The sequence below is a fragment of the Flavobacterium sp. genome (assembly GCF_040402835.1).
Lineage (GTDB): Bacteria > Bacteroidota > Bacteroidia > Flavobacteriales > Flavobacteriaceae > Flavobacterium.
Genome location: NZ_JBBALW010000019.1, coordinates 35,358 through 59,644 on the forward strand (window position 1 = coordinate 35,358; position 24,287 = coordinate 59,644).

Here is a 24,287-nt window from a genome sequence, read left to right on the forward strand (position 1 = left end):
TTGGCTACTGTCTATTTCTTGAATTAGAATATTGAATTAAAAACAAAATATTACTTCGTTTCCGAAGTAATATTCTTAATTTAACACATCTTTTTACAATTTCCCGTTTTTAATTTCTTCAACAATTTCAGGATTCAACAAAGTGGTAATATCCCCAAAGTTAGAGAAGTCACCTTCTGCAATTTTACGCAATATTCTTCGCATGATTTTACCCGATCTTGTTTTAGGTAATCCTGATACAAACTGAATTTTATCTAATTTTGCAATCGGGCCAATTTGATCTGAAACCAATTGGTTGATTTCAATTTTAAGGTTATCTTGGTTTCTACTTTCACCAATTTCTTTTAAGATTACATATCCATACAAAGCATTTCCTTTAATATCGTGCGGAAACCCTACAATTGCACTTTCTGCAACTGCTGGATGTTCATTTATAGCGTCTTCAATTGGAGCTGTCCCAAGATTGTGTCCCGAAACGATAATAACATCATCAACACGTCCCGTAATTCTGTAATATCCTGTTTCATCTCTTAAAGCCCCGTCACCCGTGAAATATTTGCCTGGAAAGGTAGAAAAATAAGTTTCTTTATACCGTTTATGATCGCCCCAAATGGTTCTTGCAATTCCTGGCCACGGAAATTTGATACACAAATTTCCTGTAACTTGATTGCCTTCAATTTCGTTGCGTTTCTCGTCCATTAAAACGGGTTGAATTCCAGGCAATGGCAAAGAGGCATACGTTGGTTTTGTTGGTGTTACAAATGCTATAGGAGCAATCATAATACCTCCAGTTTCTGTTTGCCACCATGTATCTACAATTGGACAACGCTTCCCTCCTACGTGAGCATTATACCAGTGCCAAGCCTCTTCATTAATAGGTTCTCCAACCGATCCAATAACTTTTAAAGAACGTAGTGGGAATTTTTGAACGTAATCTAAACTTTCTTTTGCCAAGGCTCGAATGGCTGTTGGAGCAGTATAAAATTGCGTTACTTTGTGTTTCTCAATGACTTCCCAAAAACGACTGAAGTCAGGATACGAAGGAACTCCTTCAAAAATTACTGTCGTAGCACCATTCAATAATGGGCCATAAAGAATATAGGAATGTCCGGTAATCCAACCAATATCGGCGGTACACCAGAACACATCATTTTCTTGATAATTGAAAACATTTTTGAAAGTATAGGCGGAATACACCATATATCCAGCGGTTGTATGCACCATTCCTTTTGGTTTTCCTGTAGAACCAGAAGTATAAAGTATAAATAATGGATCTTCAGCATCCATAATTTCGGCAACATTATTATCAGAAGCTTCATCTAATAAGGGTTGGAGCCATTGATCGCGGCCTTCTTTCATTGAAATTGCAGAATAGGTTCTTTTGGCAACCAATACTTTCCCAACGCAAGGACAATTATCTAAAGCTTCGTCAATTATTCCTTTTAAGTCGATAGTTTTGTTTCCACGAAACCCTCCATCAGAAGTGATTACCATTTTACAATCGCTATCGTTTATTCTTGTTGCAACAGCAGATGCAGAAAAACCAGCAAATACAACTGAATGAACGGCACCAATTCTCGCACACGCCAAAGTAGTTATTGCTAATTCAGGAATCATTGGCAGGTAAATACAAACTCTATCTCCTTTTTGAATTCCTTGCTCGCGAAGTACATTTGCCATTTTACAAACGCGTTCGTGCAATTCATTATACGAAATATATTGTGCTGCTTCACTTGGATTGTTTGGTTCAAATATAATGGCCGTTTTATCTCCTTTTCGAGCCAAATGCCTGTCAATACAATTCTTTACAATATTCACTTTTGCACCAACAAACCATTGGATTTTTGCCTCATTCATATCAAAATCAATTACTTTTTCCCATTCTTGGTACCAAGTAAAATTTTCTGATGCCACTTTTCCCCAGAATTTTCTTGGCTCCCGAATTGATTTGTTGTAATGTTTGAAATATTGCTCTAAATTGTCAATTTTGTAATAACTCATTTTCTTGATTTTTAGTCGTTTATTTATTTTGAATATTAAAAATCAAAGATAAAAATTGTTGAGGACATTAATTTTAAATTTGAATGTTTTATGATATTCCAATTTTATGTCACAATAAACAATCGTTTTATTATAAATTGAAACCTTTTTTTATGATTTATTCCAGAACAATACCTATGAATTATGTAACAATAAATTAAAATTACGTAACTTTTTTGAGTTGCAATTCATAGAAATTTGTATTGTGTTAAACATACCTAAAAAAAACCAAATGATAACGACAAAATCAAAATCAAAAATCAAAAAAATAGTCCCTTCAGAAATTATTGTTGTTAATCCTAATTTAAACGAAACACAAATTCAAAAGCGTAAAATGTTTTTCGAAAACGTTCTGTCAAATTTGAACAATAATCCTTTGAGAATAGTGATGGTATAAAAATTTAAAATTTTTACGGCCCATTCAAAATAAATATAATTAATCAAACACCCAACAATCTTAATTTTTTGGGTGTTTTTTTTATACCCATATATTATTATTATTAGCTATTTGACTCAAATTTAACAGAAAAATAAACATGCTTGACAGCTATCGACTGGTTTTGCTGGTATATTAAAGCTAATTTATATTTCACAATAAAAAGTTTGTTTTTTTTTAGATGGTATTTAAATAGTAGATATAAAGTAGTACATTTGGTAATAATAAATTCGGAACGTTTACAAAAAACAAACCAACTGAAATTAAATGTCATACTTACATCACAAGAATTAAGAATAATAAATTATTTTAACGGAAGAAATCAATATGAAATTATCAAAATTATTGGAAAAAATTTATCTTAAACTTCTTTCAAATAAAACTAAAGAAAAAAGTGAACAGGTTATCTTAGGGATTGCATTAGTGAGTTTTTTGATTCATTTATTAGTCATTGGATTGATTCATTTTAATATTATTTATATAAATCAACCGTCTCATTTATTAAAAAATCCTATCGCTGCTATTTATACTCCTTTTTCTTTTATATTGATTTATGAGGTGTATCTTTTAATTTATTACCTCCCAAAATCAACATCTACTTATGTATTAAAACAATATGAAATTATAGCTCTTATCATTATCAGACGACTGTTCAAAGACCTTTCGGATTTATCACTTTTGTCTAATTGGTTTAACATTAAAAATGATTTACAGTTCACCTTTGATCTAGTAACATCAGTCTTATTGTTTTATTTAATTTATTTATTTCATGTTCAAAAAACTAAAATATATAGAACTAATGAAAATAGTTTAAAGTATTCTTCAAGTATTTCAAAATTCATAAATGCAAAAAAATGGATTGCTACCGCATTAGTCCCTATTTTATTATCCATTGCTTTATATTCCTTTTTAAATTGGAGTATTGGTATCTTTGAACCAAGTGAAACTAATGCAATTTCTTTCAAGAACATCAATAATATTTTCTTTGAACAGTTTTTTAATATTTTGATCATTGCAGATGTAATATTATTATTATTCTCATTTTTTCATACAGACGAATTCCATAAAGTTATTCGAAACTCCGGGTTTGTAATTTCAACTATATTAATTCGAATATCGTTTTCTGTTAGCGGTATTATAAATAATGTTTTGATAGTTTCAGCAATTTTATTTGGACTTTTAATGCTTTTTATTCATAATAAATTTGAAAAAAAGTTAGCAGAAGAATTTCAAGAAGTTAATGAAATTCATGAATGAAAAACAAAAATGTAAGCCACAGTTAATGATCTTTTTTAGAGTTATACTGCAAGTCCATTTAGTCCAATAATCCTATCTATCGGAATAACTAAACGAAATATGCTACCGCAATACAGCAAAAAGATTGGACTAATAACCAATCAATTCCAACAAAGCATTCTCAAATCTTCCTTTCGGCAAATACTGGTCTTCTAGGGCTTTGGTGAAAGGAATTGGTGTTTCTAAACTCGCCACGCGTTTTACAGGTGCATCTAAAAACTCAAAACAATTTTCCATAATCAACGAGGAAATATCACTTGAAATCCCGCCAAATAGAGAATCCTCTTGGTATATAATTGCTCTTCCTGTTTTCTTTACGGAGGCAAAAATAGCTTCTGAATCCAATGGTTGTAACGTTCTTAAATCCAAAACATCCGCAGCAATTTCGGAATTTTTATCCAAAGTTTCTAACGCCCAGTGAACCGCAGCTCCGAAAGCTATAATAGTAACTTGGGTTCCTTCTCTCAATAAAGCAGCTTTTCCTAACGGTAATGTATAATAATCTTTTGGAACTTCTTGACGAATACTGCGATACAATTGTTTGTGCTCAAAAAACATAATAGGATTTGGATCGTTAATAGAAGCATTCAACAAACCTTTGGCATCATACGGAAATGCTGGGTAAACCACTTTTAAACCTGGTGTTTTGGTAAACCAAGCCTCATTTGTTTGCGAGTGAAATGGTCCCGCTTGTGTTCCTCCACCGCAAGGCATTCGAATCACCACGTCTGCTTTTTCCGACCATCTGTAGTGTGATTTGGCAAGTAAATTTACAATTGGATTGAATCCTGTGGAAACAAAATCGGCAAATTGCATTTCTACAATGGCTTTATATCCATTTATCGACAACCCCATTCCTGCTGAAACTACGGCGCTTTCACAAATTGGCGTATTGATAACTCGTTCTTTTCCGAATAATTCTACAAAACCATCTGTTATTTTGAATGCACCTCCATATTCAGCAATATCTTGACCCATTATTACTAAATTAGAATGACGTTCCATCGATTGACGTAAACTGCTTGAAATAGCATCGATTAAACGAATATTTTCCGTTTCATTTGAAGGTGTAACTTCTTCTAATTCAAATAGTTTGTAAACATCATTTAATTCTTCATTGTAATTGGATTCAATTTCAGGTTCTGCATTGGCAAGTACCAAACTCTCCCCAATGGTAGTGATAATTTCACTATGCAGATGTGCATCGTAATCGGCAGTTAAAATTCCGTTTTCAGATAAAAATTTTCTGTAATTATCAACAGGATCTTTAATAGCCCACATGTCCATCAATTCTTGAGGAACGTATTTCGTTCCACTCGCCTCTTCGTGCCCACGCATTCTAAACGTTTTAAATTCTAATAAAATGGGTCTGGGATTATCTAACAAGGACCCTTTCAATTCCGAAACTAAATTGTAAACTTCTAAAATATTATTTCCATCAACAATATGACTTTCCATTCCGTAACCAATTCCTTTATCGGCTAAGTTCTCGCAACGAAATTGTTCGTTTGTTGGTGTTGAAAGTCCGTATCCATTGTTTTCAACAACAAACAATACAGGTAATTCCCAAACAGAGGCAATGTTTAAAGCTTCGTGAAAATCACCTTCCGATGTTGCCCCTTCTCCAGTAAAAACAGCTGTAATTTTTCCGTTTTTCTTTAATTTATTGGCTAAAGCAATACCATCTGCAACGCCTAATTGCGGTCCTAAATGCGAAATCATTCCAATGATATGGTATTCTTGTGTTCCAAAGTGAAAACTTCTGTCACGACCTTTTGTAAATCCATTCGCTTTTCCTTGCCATTGTGAAAATAAGCGATACAATGGAATATCTCTTCCAGTGAAAACGCCCAAATTTCGGTGCATTGGCAAAATGTATTCATCTGTATCTAAAACGGCGGTAATACCAACAGAAATAGCCTCTTGACCAATTCCAGAAAACCATTTTGACACTTTACCTTGACGAATAAGTTTCAACATTTTCTCTTCAATGAGTCTGGGTTTTAAAATTCTCTTATATAAATCTAATAAAGTAGCGTCAGACAAATTCTTTCTATCGAAATTCATTTTTGTAGTTTTTAAGCGTCCTCAAAAGTATAAAAAAATAACAGAATAGCCTCGAATTGTTATATTTTTAAAAAAATAAAAAACAAAGGCAAAAAAATATAAGTTACAATTGAATTTCTATTCCATCTTGCATTTTTAAAGGAATGTCATAGTAGTTAAATTTATTTTTATTTCCCTTGATTTTCTCAATGATATTAATCAAAGTATCTTTTTGTTTCATTGGTGGAAAGTATAAAGAAAAGTATTGCCAATCTTTATTAGACTCAAAATTTCGCTTTCTAGGGGCAATAGTTATTCCAACAGCGTTTGTCATTGTATAGCGCTCTTTAGTCTCTATATTTTCAATAAATGTGTCAGGAAAAATTTTAATCCACCCCCCTTTATTGTACTTGTTAGTTGTAATATATCCAAAATCAATTTTGGTGAATTCTGGAAACAAATTGATTCTAAGTAATATCGGATTAGATTCGCCATGTCCTTTTATATTGAGATGAAACACTAACTTTTTGTTATTTTTTATCATGTTACATTAATGTTTTAGTTTGTACCCTCAACCATTCGGGATTAATAACTTCAAGATTTTTACCATAAGAACGAAATAATCGGATTAACTCCATACTCGGAACCACGTCTATTTTGAAAAAGCTGGAACCCGATTCGTTCTTTTCAGGTTTCTGACTGAAATGTATTGGATATGCTTCAAAGTAGTTCGTTATTTTTATGGAAGTTAAAAATGTAATTATTTGTTTCGGTTGATTTTCTATTGGATAAACACCATAAATATCGTTACAGTAGCTATCAACTTCATTTTCGTCACTATCAATATATTTTCTTTTTAAATGCAATGGCTCGTATATTCTGTCCAATCCAAACGTTCTAATGGAATTATGAGATTCGGAATATGCAACAAGATACCAACGATTTTCAAATTCTTTTAGAAGAATAGGATGCACAATAATCACTTTGAATTCTCTATTGTTATAAGAATAATGAGAAAATGATACCGGACACTGATTTTTACACGATTTAAACAAGGTATTAAAATTTTCATATCCTTTGGCTCCGACAACATAATCGGTTAGTATTATTTTTCGTTTGGTATCGCTATCTGGAAATTCTTCTTTGTAAGTAGCTAATATTTTTTGGATAGCATCACTAAATCGCTCATTTACCCTATTGCCACCACCAAGATTTTTTATCAAATCAAGAGCTTCTTTAATACTCGATATATCGCTATCAGTGAGCGGAATAGCATTGATAGAGTAGTTAGGATCGGAATAATAATAGCCTAGGTTTTTTCTACAAAATACAATTGGAGCTTCAAAAACATCGGATTGTTTCATGTTTCTAATGTCTTTTTCTAAGGTATCCAAAGAGGGAAATTTATCTAAACTTCTTTCGCAAGCTTCTTGAATATCTAATAAACTAGGATAGGGATTATAGGTGTTTTTCAGCATTTTATCTATTACTCTATACCTACTGTAAGCTGATTTTGATATTTCCATTGTTAAAATTTTTATAAAAATACATAAAAAAAATCATTCCGTATGCGGTTTGCGGTTTGGATATAAATCTTTGTCCAATATTTAAGATGAAATACAAATTCTTTTAAAAGTAAATCATTTTAGATTTTTAAACAAATTAAATCAACAGTACTGAATTTCAGTTTCAGTTTCAAATTATAAAATTGCATTGAATTGGATATTAGAATTATCATACGAATTGATAATCTCATCGGAAAAGAGATGACGGGAAGCCCTAAACAATTGGCATCCAAACTGTGTATTACAGAAAGAAGTGTTTACAATTATATTGCTTTTATGAAAAGAGAATTGAACGCACCAATTGTATATAATTATCAATGTATTTCGTATGTGTATAATGATGATTGGAATTTTAAATTCAATTTAAAATAATCGAAAAATTGATAAAGTGGAGTTCAGAACCCACTATAAAAAACGAGGCGGAACCGAAAAGCCTTACGAGTAGGAACAATTTAATAACAATAATTATGAAAAAAACATTTTTTAAAACAGGATTATTTTTAGTCGTTACACTTTTGGCAATGAGTTGCTCTAAAGATGGCGCTATTGGACCAGCAGGAGCATCTGGAGCAAATGGTATTAATGGTACTAATGGTATTAATGGGAATGCCAATGTTGTTGGAACTAATACTTTTAGTGCTCCCCCAAGTAGTTGGACTGCATCATCAGGTAATACTGTTTGGTCAACTACTTTGCTCGTTCCTCAAATAACTCAAGCAATTGTTGACAGGGGAACGGTTTCAGTATTTTTTCTAACAGGAAATGTGTGGATGGCATTGCCAACTTCAAACCCACAAAACCATTATTTTTCAAATTTTGGATTTGTTTTAGGACAAGTAGGTGTTTTTTTAGTTGCAGAATCTGGATATACAATTACTCCTGGAACAAGCATTTTTAGAGTGGTAGTTATTTCTCCTTCCAACAAAATGGCAAATCCTAACACCGATTGGAACGATTACAACCAAGTTAAACAAGCTTTACATCTTGAAGATTAACTATTTCGCTTCTATTTCTAATCTATGCCTTACTATTTGTAAGGCATTTTTTTAATAAAATATTCATTCCGTACAAATGATACGGAGTTCGTATATAATTTTGACCTATAAATCTAAAAATCTAAAAATTATGAAACCAAATTATGAAAAAGAAATACTCGAAGAAGTGCTAACTGAAACCGAATTTTTTGTATTCGAAAACCCAATTTCGAAGCATACCCCAAACGAACACATGGGTATTGAAAAAATCAGTCTGGACGATGACTTCACCAGAATTGACTTTGTGTATATCGCACCAAAGAAATACATCAATGGGGGTTGGATTCAAATAGATTCAGGATTTTATATTAGACCTATAGGTTCTGAAGTACGTTATAAAATGGTTAGTGCCATCAACATTCCATTGGCTCCATCAAAGTATTACTTTAAAAGTAAAGGACAGGTTCATCATTTCACCTTGCTTTTTCCAGCATTACCAAAGAGCGTGATACAAATTGACATTATTGAAAGACTAGCGGAAGGAACCTACTTCAATTTTTTCAATGTAACATTGCAACACAACGCACCAACTTTAATCAGAATCATAAACGAAAATTAAATATGAAAACGGTAAAAAGAAATTTCTTAATCGTTGAAGAGAAAATTCGTTTAAATCAAATAAACTATTTTCAAGCAGTTAGGTATTTCAATCCAAGTCATTTCAATTTAGAGGATAAATTAAATCTCCATTTTGATTATTCAGAAGGTATTGGTGCCGAGTACATACGCATACTAGCAGTATATATTGACACTTCGAAAAGTATGGAATCCTATGAAGGCATAGAGTTTACCGAGGAATTTAAGTTGGCTTTTCCTGAAGAAGGAATTACTAAAAAGAAGGAACAATCGGTTTCTTTGAAGTTAAAAGAAGATTCTAAAGTCCTATGGAAAATTGGGATTCAAATCCGACAAGACATCAATACCTTAATTAATTTAACCGTATTATAAATAAAATGAAAACCACAATCAATAATTATATGGAAAATTTTAAAAAATTACTCTTGTTTTATATTTTGGGAACTGCATTGACTTTTTGGATATTGGCTCTTATTCGTTTGAATACGATATTTTTTTACGACTATTTTGGTTATTTGCATTGGCGGCATATTTATAAAAACTCATTAATTAATGGTGCCTCAATTGGAGCAATTATTTGGTTATTTTTAACTTGTAAGTTTCCAACGAGTTCGTTGAATTTAAAGTTTATTGTTACGCTCTTTAAGCCTTATTTCTTTGACTATTTAATTGGGATTCTTATTTCCTTAGTTATCCTTGAGGGAACCCAACTCTATAAATACTTTTTTGGTGCCGATTATTGCTACGCCACTAATTATAACATTTTTGGGTTTTCAGTATTGCTTGGAATTCTAACTGCTATTGGTTTTCATACAATTAAAAAAATAAAATCATGAAAATAGATAAGGATATGGTATTTATTTTATCATTCATGCCATAAGTGTTATGGATATGAATTTGTTGAAACAATTGTATAGGCAAATTGCGATAATTGGTTCCGATAAAATGGAAGTTTCAGATTATATGCGTGACTTTAAGCGAATTATTCTAGAGGTTTTAGATTTTGACGACGACTATTTTGAGGTAGTTCATGGATTGTGCGAAAAGAAAGGATGCTCTAATTACAGCTATACGTTTACGGCTAATCACACCCGAATAAATTTCACTTTGCAATTTGAAGAAACCTTTGATAACATGGTACTAATTAAAGATTGCTGCGACGAAACCAATGAAAAACAGATTCGGTTTTCGAGTTTTAAGGGGAAACGGGTTGTAGCACCGTTTTAGCATTATTTTTTTATTTCAGTTCCTCATTTATTAAATAATTAATAATCCTATATTTTACGGCACTTAAAGATCATATTACTATTTAAATAATTGACAATCAATTTAATACGATTTTGTTTAAAATTTGAAGGATTTCTTAAATTGTTGAAAACTATCGTAACTTGTGAACAAGTTTGCCTTTTAATAACCATAATAATTCATAATCTTTGTAAAGATGGTAAGGTGCTGTATTAGCACACCCATTTAAATAAATGTTTTATTATGAGTATACTTTACAAAGTGTTACCGAAGAAGAATCCTCAAGACCTTTTGGCTCCTGAGAAGTATTATGCTACTGCAATTGCAGATGGTATAGTAGATTTAGATTTGCTTGCTGAGCTTATCGCAGATCAATGCACAGTTACCGAAGCCGATTGCTATGCGGTGTTACTCTCACTCGAGAAAAACATTATCCGTGAGTTGGGTCAAGGACGAATTGTGAAAGTAGGGCGTTTAGGAAATTTCCAAGTCGGATTGAGTTCAGAAGGAATGGCTACTGCCGATGACGTTTCGTCTTCTTCTATCAAGAAAACAAGGATTTTATTTCGTCCTGGTAAAAAGATGCGAAGACTATTAGTAGATTCTACTTTTAGAAAAGCCAGCTAGAACCCCTTTTTTATGAGCAACTTTGTTGTTCGAATTGCCTCGAGTGTTTCCGCACTCGAGGTTTTTTTTGTCTTTTTTTGAGATTTATGCATCCAAAATAGACTTTTTTTACACCGCACGAAGTAATCCTACACACCGTACAAATCAAAACGATACACCGTACAATGCAAATTTTTCGTCCGTACGAAGTTTAAAAAAGCATAAAGAAGTGAAAATTGTTGAAAATGCAGCAAAAATACTAAGGTGTAATTATGACAAATGGGAAAAACAAAGTAAACCAAACTTTTAAATTAATTAAATTCAACAAATTCTAGGTAATTGTGTCAAAAAAAGAACCTAAAATCTGCAAACTTTCTTCTAAAAAATTATCAAAAAGCTTCGTTTTTGAGCAAAAAAAAGCTCAAAAAAAGCAGCTAGAACCCCTTGTTTTTGAGCAAAATTTATGTTCGAATGCCTCGAGTAGTTTCCGCTATTCACTTCGAATAAAGTTCAAAAATAATAAATATTTTTTGAATACGAACCAACTAAAAAGAATTATTTTAAAATATTTTAAAGTTTGAAATAGGGGGTTAATCATTTTTACAATTCAATTTATAATTCTTTTTCAAGTTAGATTAAAGAATTGCTTTTTAATATATTTACAATTAAATTCGTCAATAAAAATTAATAATGTTCTATGTATTGGGTTTTAACTAAATAAGAATCTTTACTTCTAACTTAAATCCATCTTTCATCTTCAGTATTAACTTTTTCTAACCTTTCAACTAAATCAACAAACACATTTTGAGTATTTGCAAGACTATTTATCAATTCTCTTAAATGAGGAAGAGTTATTTCAATATCTGAGTTAATAGATTTCAATCTTTCATCATATTTATCAGCTAAATCTAAATCTCTCATTTCCATATCACCACGATAAGCCCAAGCAGTTCCAGAAGCGAATTTTTTTTCATGTAATAGCTTTAAAGTTCGCTTCAATTCTGCTTCAATTCGATCAAAATTAACCTTAATAATTTGAAAAAATAGTCGTTCTTTCAGTTCTGGTTTATCAGGATTTTTGTCTCTAGTTTTTATATAGTAATTTCCACATTTGAAGTCAGTATATTCAAACGAGTTTTCTTCGTTATCAAAAAAATGCTTCAAATCTGACGTTGAAAACCATTCTGAAAAATCAAAACCTTGACTAAGCAAATCATTCTTAGTCATAAAAATTTGATTAGCTTTGTAAAGTTGATTGAAAATTTTAAGATTTTTGTTGCTAACTTCTGGGCTGACATTATTCATAATTATTTGATTTTAGTATTTATGTTACAAAATTTCTATTTTATATACAATCAAAGATATACTTTTATTGGTAGTTAATTTAAATTGTTTGTAGTCAATTATTTATTAATCTATGTTGGTAAGTAAAAAGGGTATAGCAAATATTAATAAGAATTTGTAAGAATTAATTTTTATATTTGAGAAATATAAAAGCGAAACAAATATTCCTACTATAACCATCTTTTGTTGGCTTAGCGAATGTTAATTGTCTGTTAGTTTCAGGTTAACAGCAATTATAAAAAATCAACTATTACAAACACAACTAATGAAATACACAAACATACGGGAAGAAGCCTTAAAAAATAAAGTGGGCGAAGATTGGTTTAAGGAATTTGACACCACCGAAATACTTGGTAATATTGATTTTACCGTTTTCCCAAAACAAGACAACTTATTTGGAAGAACACCACTACTTTGGGCGGAAGCCAAAACAGGAAATTTTGATATTCCGTCGATGTTTGTTCAATTAATTTTGACTATTGGCAAAGCACGCACCTTTGACAAGACTATGCCACCTGCATTTTTGGGCGCTTTCGATTTCAAAAAAATTGCTTTTGTACCTTACATCAACATTCAAGATATTTTTTATCTGAACGATTTTAATTGGAATGTTACGCCAAGCAACCACGAAACAAAGGAATTTCAACTCATTAAAGTACGAATTGAAGCCATACTCAAGCAATATACGTATGTGTACGATTATGAAAAGGAGGAGAAAGAACTTGCTGTTTTCATAAAAAACAATGTGGCGAAGGCAACCACGACCAACAAATTAAAGATTGATAAAAATAATTTTATTCCTATTTATTTGCGTTGGCTTGAAATTGTAAAACCAATTATTGATGTCAATTGGGACGACTTAAAAAAGGCAAATATATTTGACAACGACTTTTATCTTGCCGACCTTTTTGTGGATGACCGAGATACTCCAAACATTGAGGATGACCTCACTACGAGAGACAATCTGTTTGTGGTGTTCCAGAATCAAGGGTACAGAATTGCCAAGGAAAACATCAAGCAAATGTTTGATGCGACCATCAGGCTAAAAAACACGGATACTTACCAGCAATTTTGGAAACGCTACAAACGACCACCTATAAAAGAGTTTCAGGATTATATCATTGAACGCAGGGATTTATTAGTTTCTCAAGACATTCGGGAACGAAAAGGTGCTTTTTTTACGCCAAGAAAATGGGTAGAACTTTCGCAAAAATACCTCACTGATTATTTGGGCGAAAACTGGCAAGAGGACTATTATATATGGGATTGTGCGGCGGGAACAGGAAATCTTTTGGCGGGATTAACCAACAAGTATAACATTTACGCAAGTACTTTAGACCAAGCCGACCTTAATGTGGTACACGAACGAATTGACCACGGTGCCAACCTTTTGAAAAACCACGTTTTTCAGTTTGATTTCTTGAATGACAATTTTACGAAACTGCCCCAAAGTTTGCAAGATATTATCAATGATGAAGAAAAAAGAAAGAAGTTGGTGATTTATATAAACCCACCGTATGCGGAACATGGGAACAGAACAACATTTGCTGGTGTAGGTGAACATAAACCAAGCGTTGCAACAAATAACGAAATTTATAATAAATTCAATAAAATAGTCGGAACGGCAACAAGAGAACTCTTTGCTCAGTTCTTTCTGAGAATACATGATGAAATTCCAAATTGCAATTTAGCTTCCTTTAGTACTTTAAAACATGTAAATTCTCAGAATTTTTTAAAATTTAGACAATATTTCAAAGGATATTTTGAGAAAGGTTTTGTTTGTAGATCAAATACTTTTGATAATGTAAATGGTAAATTTCCTATTGGATTTTTAATTTGGAATTTAAGTATTAAACAAGAAATAAAAGAAGTAAAAACAGATATTGTAAATGATTATGGAGAATTTATTGGTTTCAAATCATTTTATGCTTTTGGTTCAAAAGATTTTATTAGTAGTTGGCTTCGTAAATACTATGACAAAAATGGCGAAGTGATTGGGCATCTAATTTTGCCTGGAGTTGATATGCAACAACAAAATGGTGTTTATATTACTTCAAAACCAACAGACAGTGATATTTTTCAACATAAAACAGCTTCGATCACAAAAAATAATTTGATTATTATGTCTATCTATTTGGCAATTCGTCAAATTATTGAACCAAGCTGGTTAAACAACCGTGACCAATTTTTAAATCCAAATAACAATTGGTAATCTGATATTGAATTTAAAAATGATTGCATGGCATTTACACTTTTTCATAATAATATTTCTACGAACTTAGGCACCAACCACTGGATTCCCTTTACAGAACAAGAAGTAAATGCCAAAGAAAAATTTGCGAGTAGTTTTATGACTGATTTTATGAAGAGCCCCCCAACCCCCAAAGGGGGAGCTACTACAAATGATTTATTTAGCGCTACTTGTCAACCTGAACTTGTTTCAGGTTCCCCAGAGATTCCGAAACAAGTTCGGAATGACAAAGCGTTGGTTTTCTCACCCGAAGCCACAGCTGTTTTTGATGCTGGTCGTGCGTTATGGAGCTACTATCATTCGCAAAACGAAGTCAATGTAAATGCGAGTTTATATGACATTCGAGAGTATTTTCAAGGCAGAAACGCTGCTGGCAGAATGAACCCAAGAAGCGATGATGCAATCTATTCTGAACTTATAGGGAATTTAAGAAAGAAACTAACAGAATTAGCCGATAAAATAAAACCGAAAGTATATGAATATGAGTTTTTGAAGGAGTAGTTTGCTTCTTGCCTCGCAATGACGATTAAACACAACAAATTATGAAACTAGGATTTATATACATCATTACAAACAAAAACAACACCACATTATACATTGGGGTGACTTCTAATTTGCCACAACGGATTCTGCAACACAAGGAAAAGACTCATAAAGATTCTTTTTCGGCACGGTACAGTTTGGATAAATTGGTTTATTACGAGCAGTTTCAAATGATAGGCGATGCCATAGGAAGGGAAAAGCAATTGAAAGCAGGTTCCAGAGCAAAAAAAATAGTCTTAATAACGGCACTAAATCCCGATTGGGATGATTTGTACAAAGACATCGAGGATATTATGACATGCTGATTGCCGCGTTCCTCGCAATGACAGCCGCGTTCCTCGCAATGACAGCCGCGTTCCTCGCAATGACAGCCGCGTTCCTCGCAATGACAGGAACAAAGTGGAGCGTGGCAATCTGTTGAAGTTCACGGAATCGTCCTCGTAACGTCATTGCGAGCGAAGAGCAACGGAGCGTGGCAATCATAATAAAGTTATAAATTAGAAGATATGAAAGAAGAAATAAATAAGAATATGAGCAATATAAAATTATTTGAAGAGAAAAATGTACGTTCTGAATGGATTGAACTCGAAGAAAAATGGTATTTCTCGGTTATTGATGTTATACAAGTACTAACAGATAGTACCGTTCCAAAAAGATATTGGAGTGATTTAAAAAAGAAACTATCTAAAGAAGGAAGTCAAGCGTACGATAAAATCGTACACTTGAAAATGAAAACTTTTTTTTAAAAAATATTTATTGTGACCAACTTAAAATTATTTGAAAACAAACAAATTCGTTCTGATCGGAATGAAGAAGAATGGTATTTTGTAGTAGTTGATATTGTAGCCATATTAACTGATAGTTTAGATCCAAAAGATTATTGGTACAGAATGAAAAAGCGAGAAAAAGTTTCAGGTTTTGAGTTATCGACAATTTGTCGACAACTGAAATTTATTTTCTAATCTAAAATTTTACTTAGTCTATGAGCAATATTAAATTATTTGAAGAGCAACAAGTTCGTTCTGTATGGAACGAAGAACAACAAAAATGGTATTTTTCTATCATTGATGTGATAGCAGTTTTAACAAATTCGCCACGATCAAGAAAATACTGGAATGCATTAAAAACTAAACTACAACAAGAAGGAAGTGAACTGTCCCAAAAATTGGGACAATTGAAAATGATAGCGGAAGATGGCAAAATGAGAATGACTGATGTTGCTGATACAGAGCAACTTTTGCGCCTAATCCAATCCATACCATCGCCAAAAGCCGAGCCTTTTAAACAATGGTTGGCTCAAGTAGGTGCTGAACGCATTGCCGAAATTGAAAATCCAGAATTGGCGCAAGCACGAATTAGAGCAACCTACAAAGCCAAAGGGTACAGCGATGCATGGATAGAAAAAAGAATTAGAGGCATACAAGTTCGTGATGAACTAACCAACGAATGGAAAAACCGTGGTGTAAAAGAGGGAAAAGAGTACTCCATTTTGACTGCCGAAATTAGCAAAGCTACCTTTGGCATAATTCCAAGTGAATACAAAAGTTTAAAAGGTTTAACTAAATCGTCTGAAAACTTGAGAGACCACATGACCGATTTGGAATTAATCTTCACTATGCTTGGTGAGGCTTCTACAACAGAAATTGCAAAAAACAAAAACGCCAAAGGTTTCATAGAAAATCATAAAGCTGCCAAAGCAGGTGGCACTGTAGCAGGAAATGCCAGAAAGGAATTAGAAAAAAAATCGGGTGCAAAAATTGTAACTAATCAAAATTTTAAAAATTTAGACAGTGCTAAAGAATTGAAAGATAATAATGATTTATAAAAAGCTTACAAATTCGTTCCCTTCAAAATTTCACAGAAAAATCGGATATTGATTGGAGCAATCCATTATATTTGTTTACCACAAAAATTTTAGAATAACCAAAAAATATAATAAACTATGGGAATAACTGATTTAAAAAAAGAACTAAAAAAACTTGATAAAGAAAATCTGATTGACATTATTGCAGACTTATACAAAAAAAATAAGTCGGTAAAAGAATTCTTGGACTTCTTTGTAAACCCCAATGAGCAGGAATTATTTTTGAAATATAAAGAAAAAGTTTATGAAGCTTTTTACCCAAAACGGGGCGATAGATTTAAAATTTCAGAGGGGAAAAAAGCAATTTCAGATTTTAAAAAATTAGAAGCATCAAATGAATTGGTTTCTGAATTAATGCTTTTTTACGCTGAAACTGGAGTAGAATTTACAAATGATTATGGTGACATTAATGAATCCTTTTATAATAGCGTTGTAAGTGTATATTCGAATGCTTTGAAGCTAATGAAAAAAGAAAATATCCTTGATAAATTTGCTGACCGAGCTAAAAAAATTTTAGATGACACTAGCGGTATTGGTTGGGGATTTCATGATGAACTTGGTAATGAATATTATTCTTTCTATGAATAAATTAAGAATTAAAACCCCTATTTCTAATTCTTAATATATAACCTAATGTAAGTTTACAGAGAAGTCAGAATTAGCGAAAAGTTTGCTACTTTAAAATTTACATCAAAAAAATCTTTATATTTGTGTTTGTAAGGCTTATTGCCACAAACGCTAAAAATTTATACTATGCAAAACATTCCTAGTGTTGACTTGCGTGATTTCCTTTCGGGCGAACCGGAACGTAAACAAAAATTTGTAAATGAAATCGGAAAAGCATTTGAAGATATTGGCTTCGTTGCTTTAAAAGGTCATTTTTTAGATGATCAATTGGTTGGAGAATTGTATGGCGAGATTAGAAATTTTTTCGCATTACCATTAGAAACAAAATACAGCTATGAAAATCCTGCAATTGGAGGACAACGTGGTTATGTATCTTTTGGAAAAGAACATGCAAAAGGTAGGAAAGAAGGCGATTTGAAAGAATTTTGGCATTTTGGTCAATACGTTGAATCGGATTCAAAATATGCTGCCGAATATCCTGATAATGTTGAGGTTAAAGAATTACCTCGTTTTAATGTTGTGGGTAAAGAAGCCTATATAATGCTTGAAAAAACAGGTATTTATGTATTGCGAGCATTGGCATTGCATCTTGGTTTAGATGAGTTTTATTTTGACCAATACGGTTATAATGGAAATTCGATTTTAAGACCCATTCACTATCCACCAATTACTTCAGAACCTGAAAATGCTATTCGCGCAGCAGCTCATGGCGACATCAATTTGATTACCCTTTTAATGGGTGCTCAAGGCAAAGGACTTCAAGTTCAAAGACATGATGGTCAATGGATTGATGCCATGGCGCAGCCCGATGAATTGGTTATAAATGTTGGAGATATGTTGTCACGACATACCAATAACAAATTGAAATCGACCATTCACCAAGTGGTAAATCCACCGAGAGAATTATGGGGAACTTCGAGATATTCGATTCCGTTTTTTATGCATCCTGTCAGCGATATGCGATTGGATTGTTTAGAAAGCTGTATTGATGGGGATAATCCTAAATTATACGACGACATTTCTGCAGGAGAATTCTTGCATGAAAGATTAGTAGATTTGGGGTTAATCAAAAAATAATTATTTTAAAATACCATAATAAAGTACGGATTGTATAATTCGTACTTTATTTTTTAAATGAAGTTTATTATGGACTTACAGGATCAATTAAAAAACCTTTTTCCAAACCACGAACCTTCTCCCGAAGAAGAAAAAGTCATAGAAGATAAAGTACTTTGGATTCAAGAAGAACCGATGATTTGCAAATTTGAAAAACGAAAAGGGAAGCCTACAACCATAATTGAAGGATATTCTGGAACTGATGAAGACTTCAAAATTTTAGCTAAAGAATTAAAAACTAAATTAAGCGTTGGCGGAAGTTTTAAAGACGATTCCATCATTATTCAAGGGGATTATCGGGATAAAATCATGACAATTCTAAAAGAAAAAGGCTTCAAAGTAAAGCGCGTTGGAGGGTAGCCCCCTAGCCCCCGAAGGGGGAACTCCAAATATCGTAAATAAAAAAATAATCAAAACCCTATTCACCCCAATAGGAATTCCCCCTTTGGGGGTTAGGGGGCTAAATATGATACAATCATCAGAATTAATACTAAATCCAGACGGAAGCGTCTATCATTTGAACTTAAAACCAGAAAATATTGCTCACGATATTATTTTTGTAGGTGATCAAAATAGAGTTGAAAAAATTACTCAGTTTTTTGACACTATTGAATTTTCAACTCAAAAAAGAGAATTCAAAACACAAACAGGAACTTTAAAAGGCAAACGAATTACTGTGATTTCAACAGGAATTGGTCCTGATAATATTGATATTGTATTGAACGAATTGGATGCGTTAGTAAATATTAATTTAGAAACCAGACAACCAAAAACAGAATTAACTTCTCTAAACATTGTTAGAATTGGCACTTCCGGTTCTTTGCAAGCGGACATTCCTGTGGATAGTTTTGTAATGTCAAAGTTTGGTTTAGGATTAGACAACATGCTCCGCTCCTATTTAATTGATGAAATTTCAAATTCAGCAATGGAAGAGGCATTCATAAAACACACCAATTGGGATTTACGAAAAGGAAAACCATATATAATATCTTGTTCAGAAAGGTTAGAGCAACTTATCGAAAGCGATAAAATTCACAAAGGAATTACAGCAACTGCGGGAGGTTTTTATGGACCTCAAGGTCGTGTTTTGCGATTAAATATTCAAGATGAACATTTGAATTCTAAAATGGATAATTTCAATTTTGAAAATAATCGCATTACCAATTTAGAAATGGAAACTGCTGCAATATATGGACTTTCTAAGCTTTTGGGTCATAATGCGTTGTCATTGAATGCAATTATTGCAAACCGTGCAACGGGAACATTTAGCGAAGACCCTTATAAAGCTGTCGATGAATTGATTGCCTATACTTTGGATAAATTGACGGAGTAAATTTCAAAAATGACAACTATAAAAATTGCTGGTGTTCCAGAACATTTTAATTTGCCTTGGCATTTATCCATCGAAAATGGAGAATTTCAAGCCAATGAAATCGACTTGCAATGGACTGATGTTCCAGAAGGCACTGGTAAATTGTGTCAAATGCTACGAAATGGTGAAACGGATATTGCTGTAATTTTAACCGAAGGAATAATCAAAGATATTGTTGCGGGAAATCAGAGCAAGATTGTACAAATATATGTTGAATCACCTTTGATTTGGGGAATTCATGTTGCTGCAAATTCAGAATATAAAACACTTTCTGATTTAGAAAATACAAAAGTTGCGATTTCAAGATTGGGTTCAGGCTCACAATTGATGGCGTATGTAAATGCAAATAATCAAGGTTGGAATACTGAAAATCTACAATTTGAAATTATTAATACGATTGATGGGGCTGTTGAAGCGCTCACCAAAGGAACCGCAGATTATTTTATGTGGGAACGCTTTATGACAAAACCTTTAGTTGACAAAGGAATTTTCAGGAAAATTAGTGAATGTCCAACTCCTTGGCCTTGTTTTGTAATTGCTGTTCGCAATGAAATACTTGAAAAACATCCAGAAATGGTATCCAAAATATTAGAAATCATAAATGCTAAAACTTCAAATTTTAAAGAAATCCCTAATATTGATAGTATTTTAGCAAATAAATACCATCAAAAAGTAGAAGACATTCAAGAATGGTTATCCTTGACGGAATGGTCACAAAAACAACTTTCAGAAGAACAATTAAATTCGATTCAAGACCAATTAGTTTCCTTAAAAATCATATCTAAAAAAGCAGCTTTTTCAGAAATCACCAATTAATTTCTTGAATTCCTTTTGATTTTAAATAGTCATTGGTTTTGCTAAAATGTTTGTTTCCGAACCATTTTCCTTGATTGGCGCTCATTGGCGATGGATGTCCAGATTCTAAAACCAAGTGTTTGGTTCGGTCAATTTTTAGTCCTTTTTTATGAGCAAAATTTCCCCAAAGTAAGAAAACTACATTGCTTTTTTTATCTGAAATTTCTTGAATTACTGCATCTGTAAAGTTTCCCCAATTCAAATGTTTGTGGCTGTTAGGTTTGTCTTTTTGAACCGATAATGTGGCATTCAAAAGCAAAATACCTTGTTTTGCCCAACGCTCTAAATTTCCTGAAGTTGGTAAAAATAAACTGTCTAAATCAGAATTTACTTCTCTAAATATATTCCTTAAAGAAGGTGGGATTTTCATATTTTCATTGACAGAAAAGCATAAACCATTGGCTTCGCCTTCGCCGTGATAGGGGTCTTGCCCAATGATTACAACTTTCAAATCATCAAAACTACAATAATCAAAAGCAGAGAAAAGAAGTTCTTTAGGAGGAAAACAACTGTTTGCCTTATATTCATTGGTAACAGCCAACATTAAATCCTTAAAATACGGCTTTTGTATTTCGTGAGCTAAAATAGTTTGCCAGTAAGAATTCAAATGAGATTCCATAAATTTTTATAAATTACAAATATACAAATTACAATGCACATCTTTATTAATCTAAAAATTCAACAACTATAAAAACTTTGTGAAACTATTTCTAAAAGTCTTACCATTTACGTATTTTTGTAGTGTTAAATTTCTAAAAAGCATAATGATTAACATTAACGAAAAAACACTTCAAGACCTTCAATTTCCTACAGTTTTAGAAACTATTTCTTCAATTTGTAATACTGATATTGGAAAACAAAAGGCATTAGAAATTACACCTTTCAAGGAAAAAAACGAATTGATGGATGCTTTAATGCAAACATCAGAATATTTATCTTCGTTTCAAAATAACAATGCGATCCCCAATCACGGATTTGAAACCATCAACCACGAGATAAAATTTCTTGCCATTGAAGATAGTTTTTTAGAAGTAGGAAGCTTTCGTAAAATTGCCAATATTTCTGCATCTGTAAATGTATTATTGCTTTATTTTAAGAAATTTGACGACTATTATCCGTATCTAAATAAACGTGCAATTCAAGTAGAATATACCAAAGATATTATTGCGATGGTGGACGATGTCGTGGATAAATATGGGGAAATAAAAGACAATGCCTCTGTGGATTTGCTAAATATTCGTAGAAATATGAATACGGTTCGTGGAAAAGTCAATCAGAGTTTTGGAATGGCAATGACGCAATACAATTCACTTGGATATTTAGACGATATCAAAGAAAGTTTTGTTCAAAATCGTAGGGTTTTAGCGGTTTTAGCAATGTACCGCAGAAAGGTTAAAGGTTCAATTCTTGGAAGTTCAAAAACAGGGAGCATTGCATACATTGAGCCTGAATCAACCTTAAATTATTCTCGAGAATTGAGTAATTTGGAATATGAAGAAAAAGAAGAAATCACGAGAATATTAAAGTATTTAACCAACACCATAAGACCTTTTTTACCTTTAATAATTCAGTACCAAGATTTTTTGAGCGATATTGATGTAATTGCTGCAAAAGCAAAATATGCCAATCGGATAAATGGAATTTTACCAAAAATCACCAACGAAAGAAGGTTGTATTTCAAAGATGCCTTCCACCCTATTTTATATTTAAATAACAAAGAAAGCAACCAAATTACGCATCCGCAAACTATTGAATTAGATTCAAAAAATCGGATTATTGTGATTTCAGGTCCTAATGCGGGAGGAAAAACAATTTCCCTGAAAACAGTTGGTTTGTTGCAATTAATGTTGCAATCTGGGATGTTAATTCCCGTTCACGAAAGAAGCGAAACGTTCTTATTTGACCGTATTTTGACTGACATTGGCGACAATCAATCGATAGAAAATCATTTGAGTACCTATAGTTATCGCTTGAAGAATATGAATTATTTCTTGAAAAAGTGTAACAATAAAACCTTGTTTTTAATTGATGAATTTGGAACAGGTTCCGATCCAGATTTGGGTGGTGCTTTGGCAGAAATATTTTTGGAAGAGTTTTATCACCGAGAAGCATTTGGAATTATTACAACGCATTATTCCAATTTGAAAATGTTAGCAAACGAATTGCCTTTTGCAATGAATGCCAATATGTTATTCGATGAAAAAACGTTAGAACCGATGTATAAATTGGCTTTAGGGCAAGCAGGAAGTTCCTTCACGTTTGAAGTTGCTCAGAAAAACGGAATCCCATTTGGATTAATAAACAGAGCAAAAAAGAAAATTGAAGGCGGAAAAGTACGTTTTGATAAAACCATTGCTACGTTACAAAAAGAGCGCTCGAAAATGGAGAAAACGTCTCAAACTTTGAAAGAAGAAGAATCGAAAGCACGGGAAGAAGGCAAAAAAATGGAAACCATCAATGTCAAAATAAAACAGAAATTAGAAAGCTATCAAGAATTGTATGATAGCAATCAGAAGATTATTTACATTGGTCAAAAAATTGATGATTTAGCGAGCAAATATTTCAATTCAAAAAACAAAAAAGAATTGGTTGCCGAATTTATGAAAATCATAGAAATTGAAAATTCTAAACGATTAAAAGTTACAGCTAAGGAAGTGAAAGCTTCTATTGAGAAAAAAAAGGAAGTAATTCAGGAAGTTACGGTCAAGGTTGAAGAAATTCGAGCTGCCAAAAAAGAAAAAAAACTGAAAGCCAATTTGGTTGTTGAAAAACCTAAACCTGTACTAAAATTGGGTGATAGAGTTCGAATGTTTGACGGAAAAGCAGTTGGAACTATTGATAAAATAGAAAGAAATAAAGCGGTTGTAAACTACGGAGTTTTTACTTCAACAATAAGTTTGGAAGCTTTAGAATTTATTGAAACAAACAAAAAATAAGGATTAACAGTAAACCCAAAATTATGGTTGAATTTCCAAAAGGCAAAAAAATTATTCTGTTTGATGGCGTTTGCAATTTGTGCGAAGCCTCTGTTCAGTTTGTTATTAAATATGATAAAAAAGATGTGTTTCGATTTGTAGCTTTGCAATCAGATTTAGGAATAGCAATCCTCAAACACATTGGATTAGAGAATAAAAACATTGATAGTGTTATATTATACGAACCAGGATTTGCTTATAATTATAAATCTGCGGCAGCATTAGAAATTGCTAAAAACTTAGGTGGATTTTTTCATTTTGGAACAGTCTTTAAGTTAATTCCAAACAGATTACGGAACCTATTATATGATTATATCGCTAGAAATCGCTATTTATGGTATGGGAAAAAAGAAAGTTGTCTGGTTCCAACATTAGAATTAAAATCTAAATTTTTAGAATAAAAAAAACTCCTCAATTGCTTGAGGAGTTTTTGATTTATAAAAACTGTCTTGTCCTGAAATAGCGATACACAAAATTCATCGTTATGGAAAACAAC

Annotated in this window: 27 protein-coding genes; 21 read left to right on the plus strand and 6 right to left on the minus strand. The window is 32.3% G+C overall.

The window, feature by feature from the left end; genetic code table 11:
- Window positions 1-93 precede the first annotated feature (93 nt).
- Window positions 94-2,001 (minus strand): acetate--CoA ligase, encoded by a 1,908-nt coding sequence (gene acs / locus AC9UEH_RS08045; RefSeq protein ID WP_509530580.1) that lies wholly within the window; start codon window positions 1,999-2,001, stop codon window positions 94-96.
- Window positions 2,002-2,803: 802 nt separating this feature from the next.
- On the opposite strand from acs, the gene AC9UEH_RS08050 reads away from it, so the two are divergent.
- Window positions 2,804-3,733, plus strand: coding sequence for a hypothetical protein (locus AC9UEH_RS08050; protein WP_509530582.1), 930 nt, complete (start codon window positions 2,804-2,806; stop codon window positions 3,731-3,733).
- Window positions 3,734-3,862: 129 nt separating this feature from the next.
- Here the strand turns inward: AC9UEH_RS08050 and AC9UEH_RS08055 are convergent, their stop codons facing one another.
- The 3 genes from AC9UEH_RS08055 to AC9UEH_RS08065 all read right to left on the minus strand — a co-directional run bounded on the left by AC9UEH_RS08055 (window position 3,863) and on the right by AC9UEH_RS08065 (window position 7,344).
- Entirely contained in the window at window positions 3,863-5,839 is a 1,977-nt protein-coding gene (locus tag AC9UEH_RS08055) for an alpha-ketoacid dehydrogenase subunit alpha/beta (RefSeq protein WP_509530584.1), read from the minus strand.
- Window positions 5,840-5,942: 103 nt separating this feature from the next.
- Window positions 5,943-6,362 (minus strand): hypothetical protein, encoded by a 420-nt coding sequence (locus AC9UEH_RS08060; RefSeq protein WP_509530586.1) that lies wholly within the window; start codon window positions 6,360-6,362, stop codon window positions 5,943-5,945.
- Between the two features lies 1 nt (window position 6,363).
- Window positions 6,364-7,344 (minus strand): helix-turn-helix transcriptional regulator, encoded by a 981-nt coding sequence (locus AC9UEH_RS08065; RefSeq protein ID WP_509530588.1) that lies wholly within the window; start codon window positions 7,342-7,344, stop codon window positions 6,364-6,366.
- 192 nt (window positions 7,345-7,536) lie between these two features.
- Here AC9UEH_RS08065 and AC9UEH_RS08070 point away from each other — a divergent pair, with 192 nt between their 5' ends.
- The 7 genes from AC9UEH_RS08070 (at window position 7,537) to AC9UEH_RS08100 (ending at window position 10,865) form a co-directional block, all read left to right on the plus strand.
- Window positions 7,537-7,755, plus strand: a complete 219-nt coding sequence (locus tag AC9UEH_RS08070) for a hypothetical protein (protein WP_509530590.1) — start codon at window positions 7,537-7,539, stop codon at window positions 7,753-7,755.
- A gap of 95 nt (window positions 7,756-7,850) precedes the next feature.
- The gene (locus AC9UEH_RS08075; RefSeq protein WP_509530592.1) at window positions 7,851-8,378 is read left to right on the plus strand and encodes a hypothetical protein; all 528 of its coding nucleotides are present in this window, start codon (window positions 7,851-7,853) and stop codon (window positions 8,376-8,378) included.
- A gap of 130 nt (window positions 8,379-8,508) precedes the next feature.
- Window positions 8,509-8,976 carry a hypothetical protein gene (locus AC9UEH_RS08080; protein WP_509530594.1) on the plus strand — a complete coding sequence of 156 codons (468 nt, stop codon included), beginning with the start codon at window positions 8,509-8,511 and terminating at the stop codon, window positions 8,974-8,976.
- Window positions 8,977-8,978: 2 nt separating this feature from the next.
- Complete coding sequence (locus tag AC9UEH_RS08085; protein ID WP_509530596.1) at window positions 8,979-9,365, plus strand: hypothetical protein; 387 nt, start codon at window positions 8,979-8,981, stop codon at window positions 9,363-9,365.
- Window positions 9,366-9,370: 5 nt separating this feature from the next.
- The gene (locus tag AC9UEH_RS08090; RefSeq protein WP_509530598.1) at window positions 9,371-9,829 is read left to right on the plus strand and encodes a hypothetical protein; all 459 of its coding nucleotides are present in this window, start codon (window positions 9,371-9,373) and stop codon (window positions 9,827-9,829) included.
- A gap of 49 nt (window positions 9,830-9,878) precedes the next feature.
- Window positions 9,879-10,220 (plus strand): hypothetical protein, encoded by a 342-nt coding sequence (locus AC9UEH_RS08095; protein ID WP_509530600.1) that lies wholly within the window; start codon window positions 9,879-9,881, stop codon window positions 10,218-10,220.
- A gap of 261 nt (window positions 10,221-10,481) precedes the next feature.
- On the plus strand, window positions 10,482-10,865 hold the full coding sequence (locus AC9UEH_RS08100) for an HU family DNA-binding protein (protein ID WP_509530602.1): 384 nt from the start codon (window positions 10,482-10,484) through the stop codon (window positions 10,863-10,865).
- Between the two features lie 717 nt (window positions 10,866-11,582).
- Here AC9UEH_RS08100 and AC9UEH_RS08105 read toward each other — a convergent pair.
- A complete protein-coding gene (locus AC9UEH_RS08105) occupies window positions 11,583-12,149 on the minus strand; it encodes a hypothetical protein (RefSeq protein ID WP_509530604.1) in 567 nt (188 codons plus the stop codon).
- A gap of 304 nt (window positions 12,150-12,453) precedes the next feature.
- On the opposite strand from AC9UEH_RS08105, the gene AC9UEH_RS08110 reads away from it, so the two are divergent.
- From AC9UEH_RS08110 to AC9UEH_RS08160, 11 genes are all read left to right on the plus strand, one after another.
- A complete protein-coding gene (locus AC9UEH_RS08110; RefSeq protein ID WP_509530606.1) occupies window positions 12,454-14,400 on the plus strand; it encodes a hypothetical protein in 1,947 nt (648 codons plus the stop codon).
- 27 nt (window positions 14,401-14,427) lie between these two features.
- Window positions 14,428-14,940 carry a hypothetical protein gene (locus AC9UEH_RS08115; protein ID WP_509530608.1) on the plus strand — a complete coding sequence of 171 codons (513 nt, stop codon included), beginning with the start codon at window positions 14,428-14,430 and terminating at the stop codon, window positions 14,938-14,940.
- Between the two features lie 41 nt (window positions 14,941-14,981).
- Entirely contained in the window at window positions 14,982-15,287 is a 306-nt protein-coding gene (locus tag AC9UEH_RS08120) for a GIY-YIG nuclease family protein (RefSeq protein WP_509530610.1), read from the plus strand.
- Window positions 15,288-15,512: 225 nt separating this feature from the next.
- Window positions 15,513-15,728: a BRO-N domain-containing protein gene (locus tag AC9UEH_RS08125; protein WP_509530612.1), complete on the plus strand. Its 216-nt coding sequence runs from the start codon at window positions 15,513-15,515 to the stop codon at window positions 15,726-15,728.
- A 12-nt stretch (window positions 15,729-15,740) separates the two neighbouring features.
- Window positions 15,741-15,944, plus strand: a complete 204-nt coding sequence (locus AC9UEH_RS08130) for a BRO-N domain-containing protein (RefSeq protein ID WP_509530614.1) — start codon at window positions 15,741-15,743, stop codon at window positions 15,942-15,944.
- A gap of 20 nt (window positions 15,945-15,964) precedes the next feature.
- Window positions 15,965-16,807 (plus strand): BRO-N domain-containing protein, encoded by an 843-nt coding sequence (locus tag AC9UEH_RS08135; RefSeq protein WP_509530616.1) that lies wholly within the window; start codon window positions 15,965-15,967, stop codon window positions 16,805-16,807.
- 117 nt (window positions 16,808-16,924) lie between these two features.
- The gene (locus AC9UEH_RS08140) at window positions 16,925-17,434 is read left to right on the plus strand and encodes a DUF6155 family protein (protein ID WP_509530618.1); all 510 of its coding nucleotides are present in this window, start codon (window positions 16,925-16,927) and stop codon (window positions 17,432-17,434) included.
- 165 nt (window positions 17,435-17,599) lie between these two features.
- A complete protein-coding gene (locus tag AC9UEH_RS08145; RefSeq protein WP_509530620.1) occupies window positions 17,600-18,550 on the plus strand; it encodes an isopenicillin N synthase family dioxygenase in 951 nt (316 codons plus the stop codon).
- A 69-nt stretch (window positions 18,551-18,619) separates the two neighbouring features.
- Entirely contained in the window at window positions 18,620-18,949 is a 330-nt protein-coding gene (locus AC9UEH_RS08150; protein ID WP_509530622.1) for a translation initiation factor, read from the plus strand.
- A gap of 106 nt (window positions 18,950-19,055) precedes the next feature.
- Entirely contained in the window at window positions 19,056-19,922 is an 867-nt protein-coding gene (locus tag AC9UEH_RS08155; protein WP_509530624.1) for a nucleoside phosphorylase, read from the plus strand.
- Between the two features lie 9 nt (window positions 19,923-19,931).
- Entirely contained in the window at window positions 19,932-20,777 is an 846-nt protein-coding gene (locus AC9UEH_RS08160) for a substrate-binding domain-containing protein (RefSeq protein WP_509530626.1), read from the plus strand.
- On the opposite strand, the gene ung is transcribed toward AC9UEH_RS08160, so the two are convergent.
- Entirely contained in the window at window positions 20,767-21,435 is a 669-nt protein-coding gene (gene ung / locus AC9UEH_RS08165) for a uracil-DNA glycosylase (protein ID WP_509530628.1), read from the minus strand. The genes AC9UEH_RS08160 and ung overlap by 11 nt on opposite strands.
- Window positions 21,436-21,580: 145 nt before the next feature.
- On the opposite strand from ung, the gene AC9UEH_RS08170 reads away from it, so the two are divergent.
- Entirely contained in the window at window positions 21,581-23,752 is a 2,172-nt protein-coding gene (locus tag AC9UEH_RS08170) for an endonuclease MutS2 (protein ID WP_509530630.1), read from the plus strand.
- A gap of 23 nt (window positions 23,753-23,775) precedes the next feature.
- Window positions 23,776-24,192: a thiol-disulfide oxidoreductase DCC family protein gene (locus AC9UEH_RS08175; RefSeq protein ID WP_509530632.1), complete on the plus strand. Its 417-nt coding sequence runs from the start codon at window positions 23,776-23,778 to the stop codon at window positions 24,190-24,192.
- Window positions 24,193-24,287 lie beyond the last annotated feature (95 nt).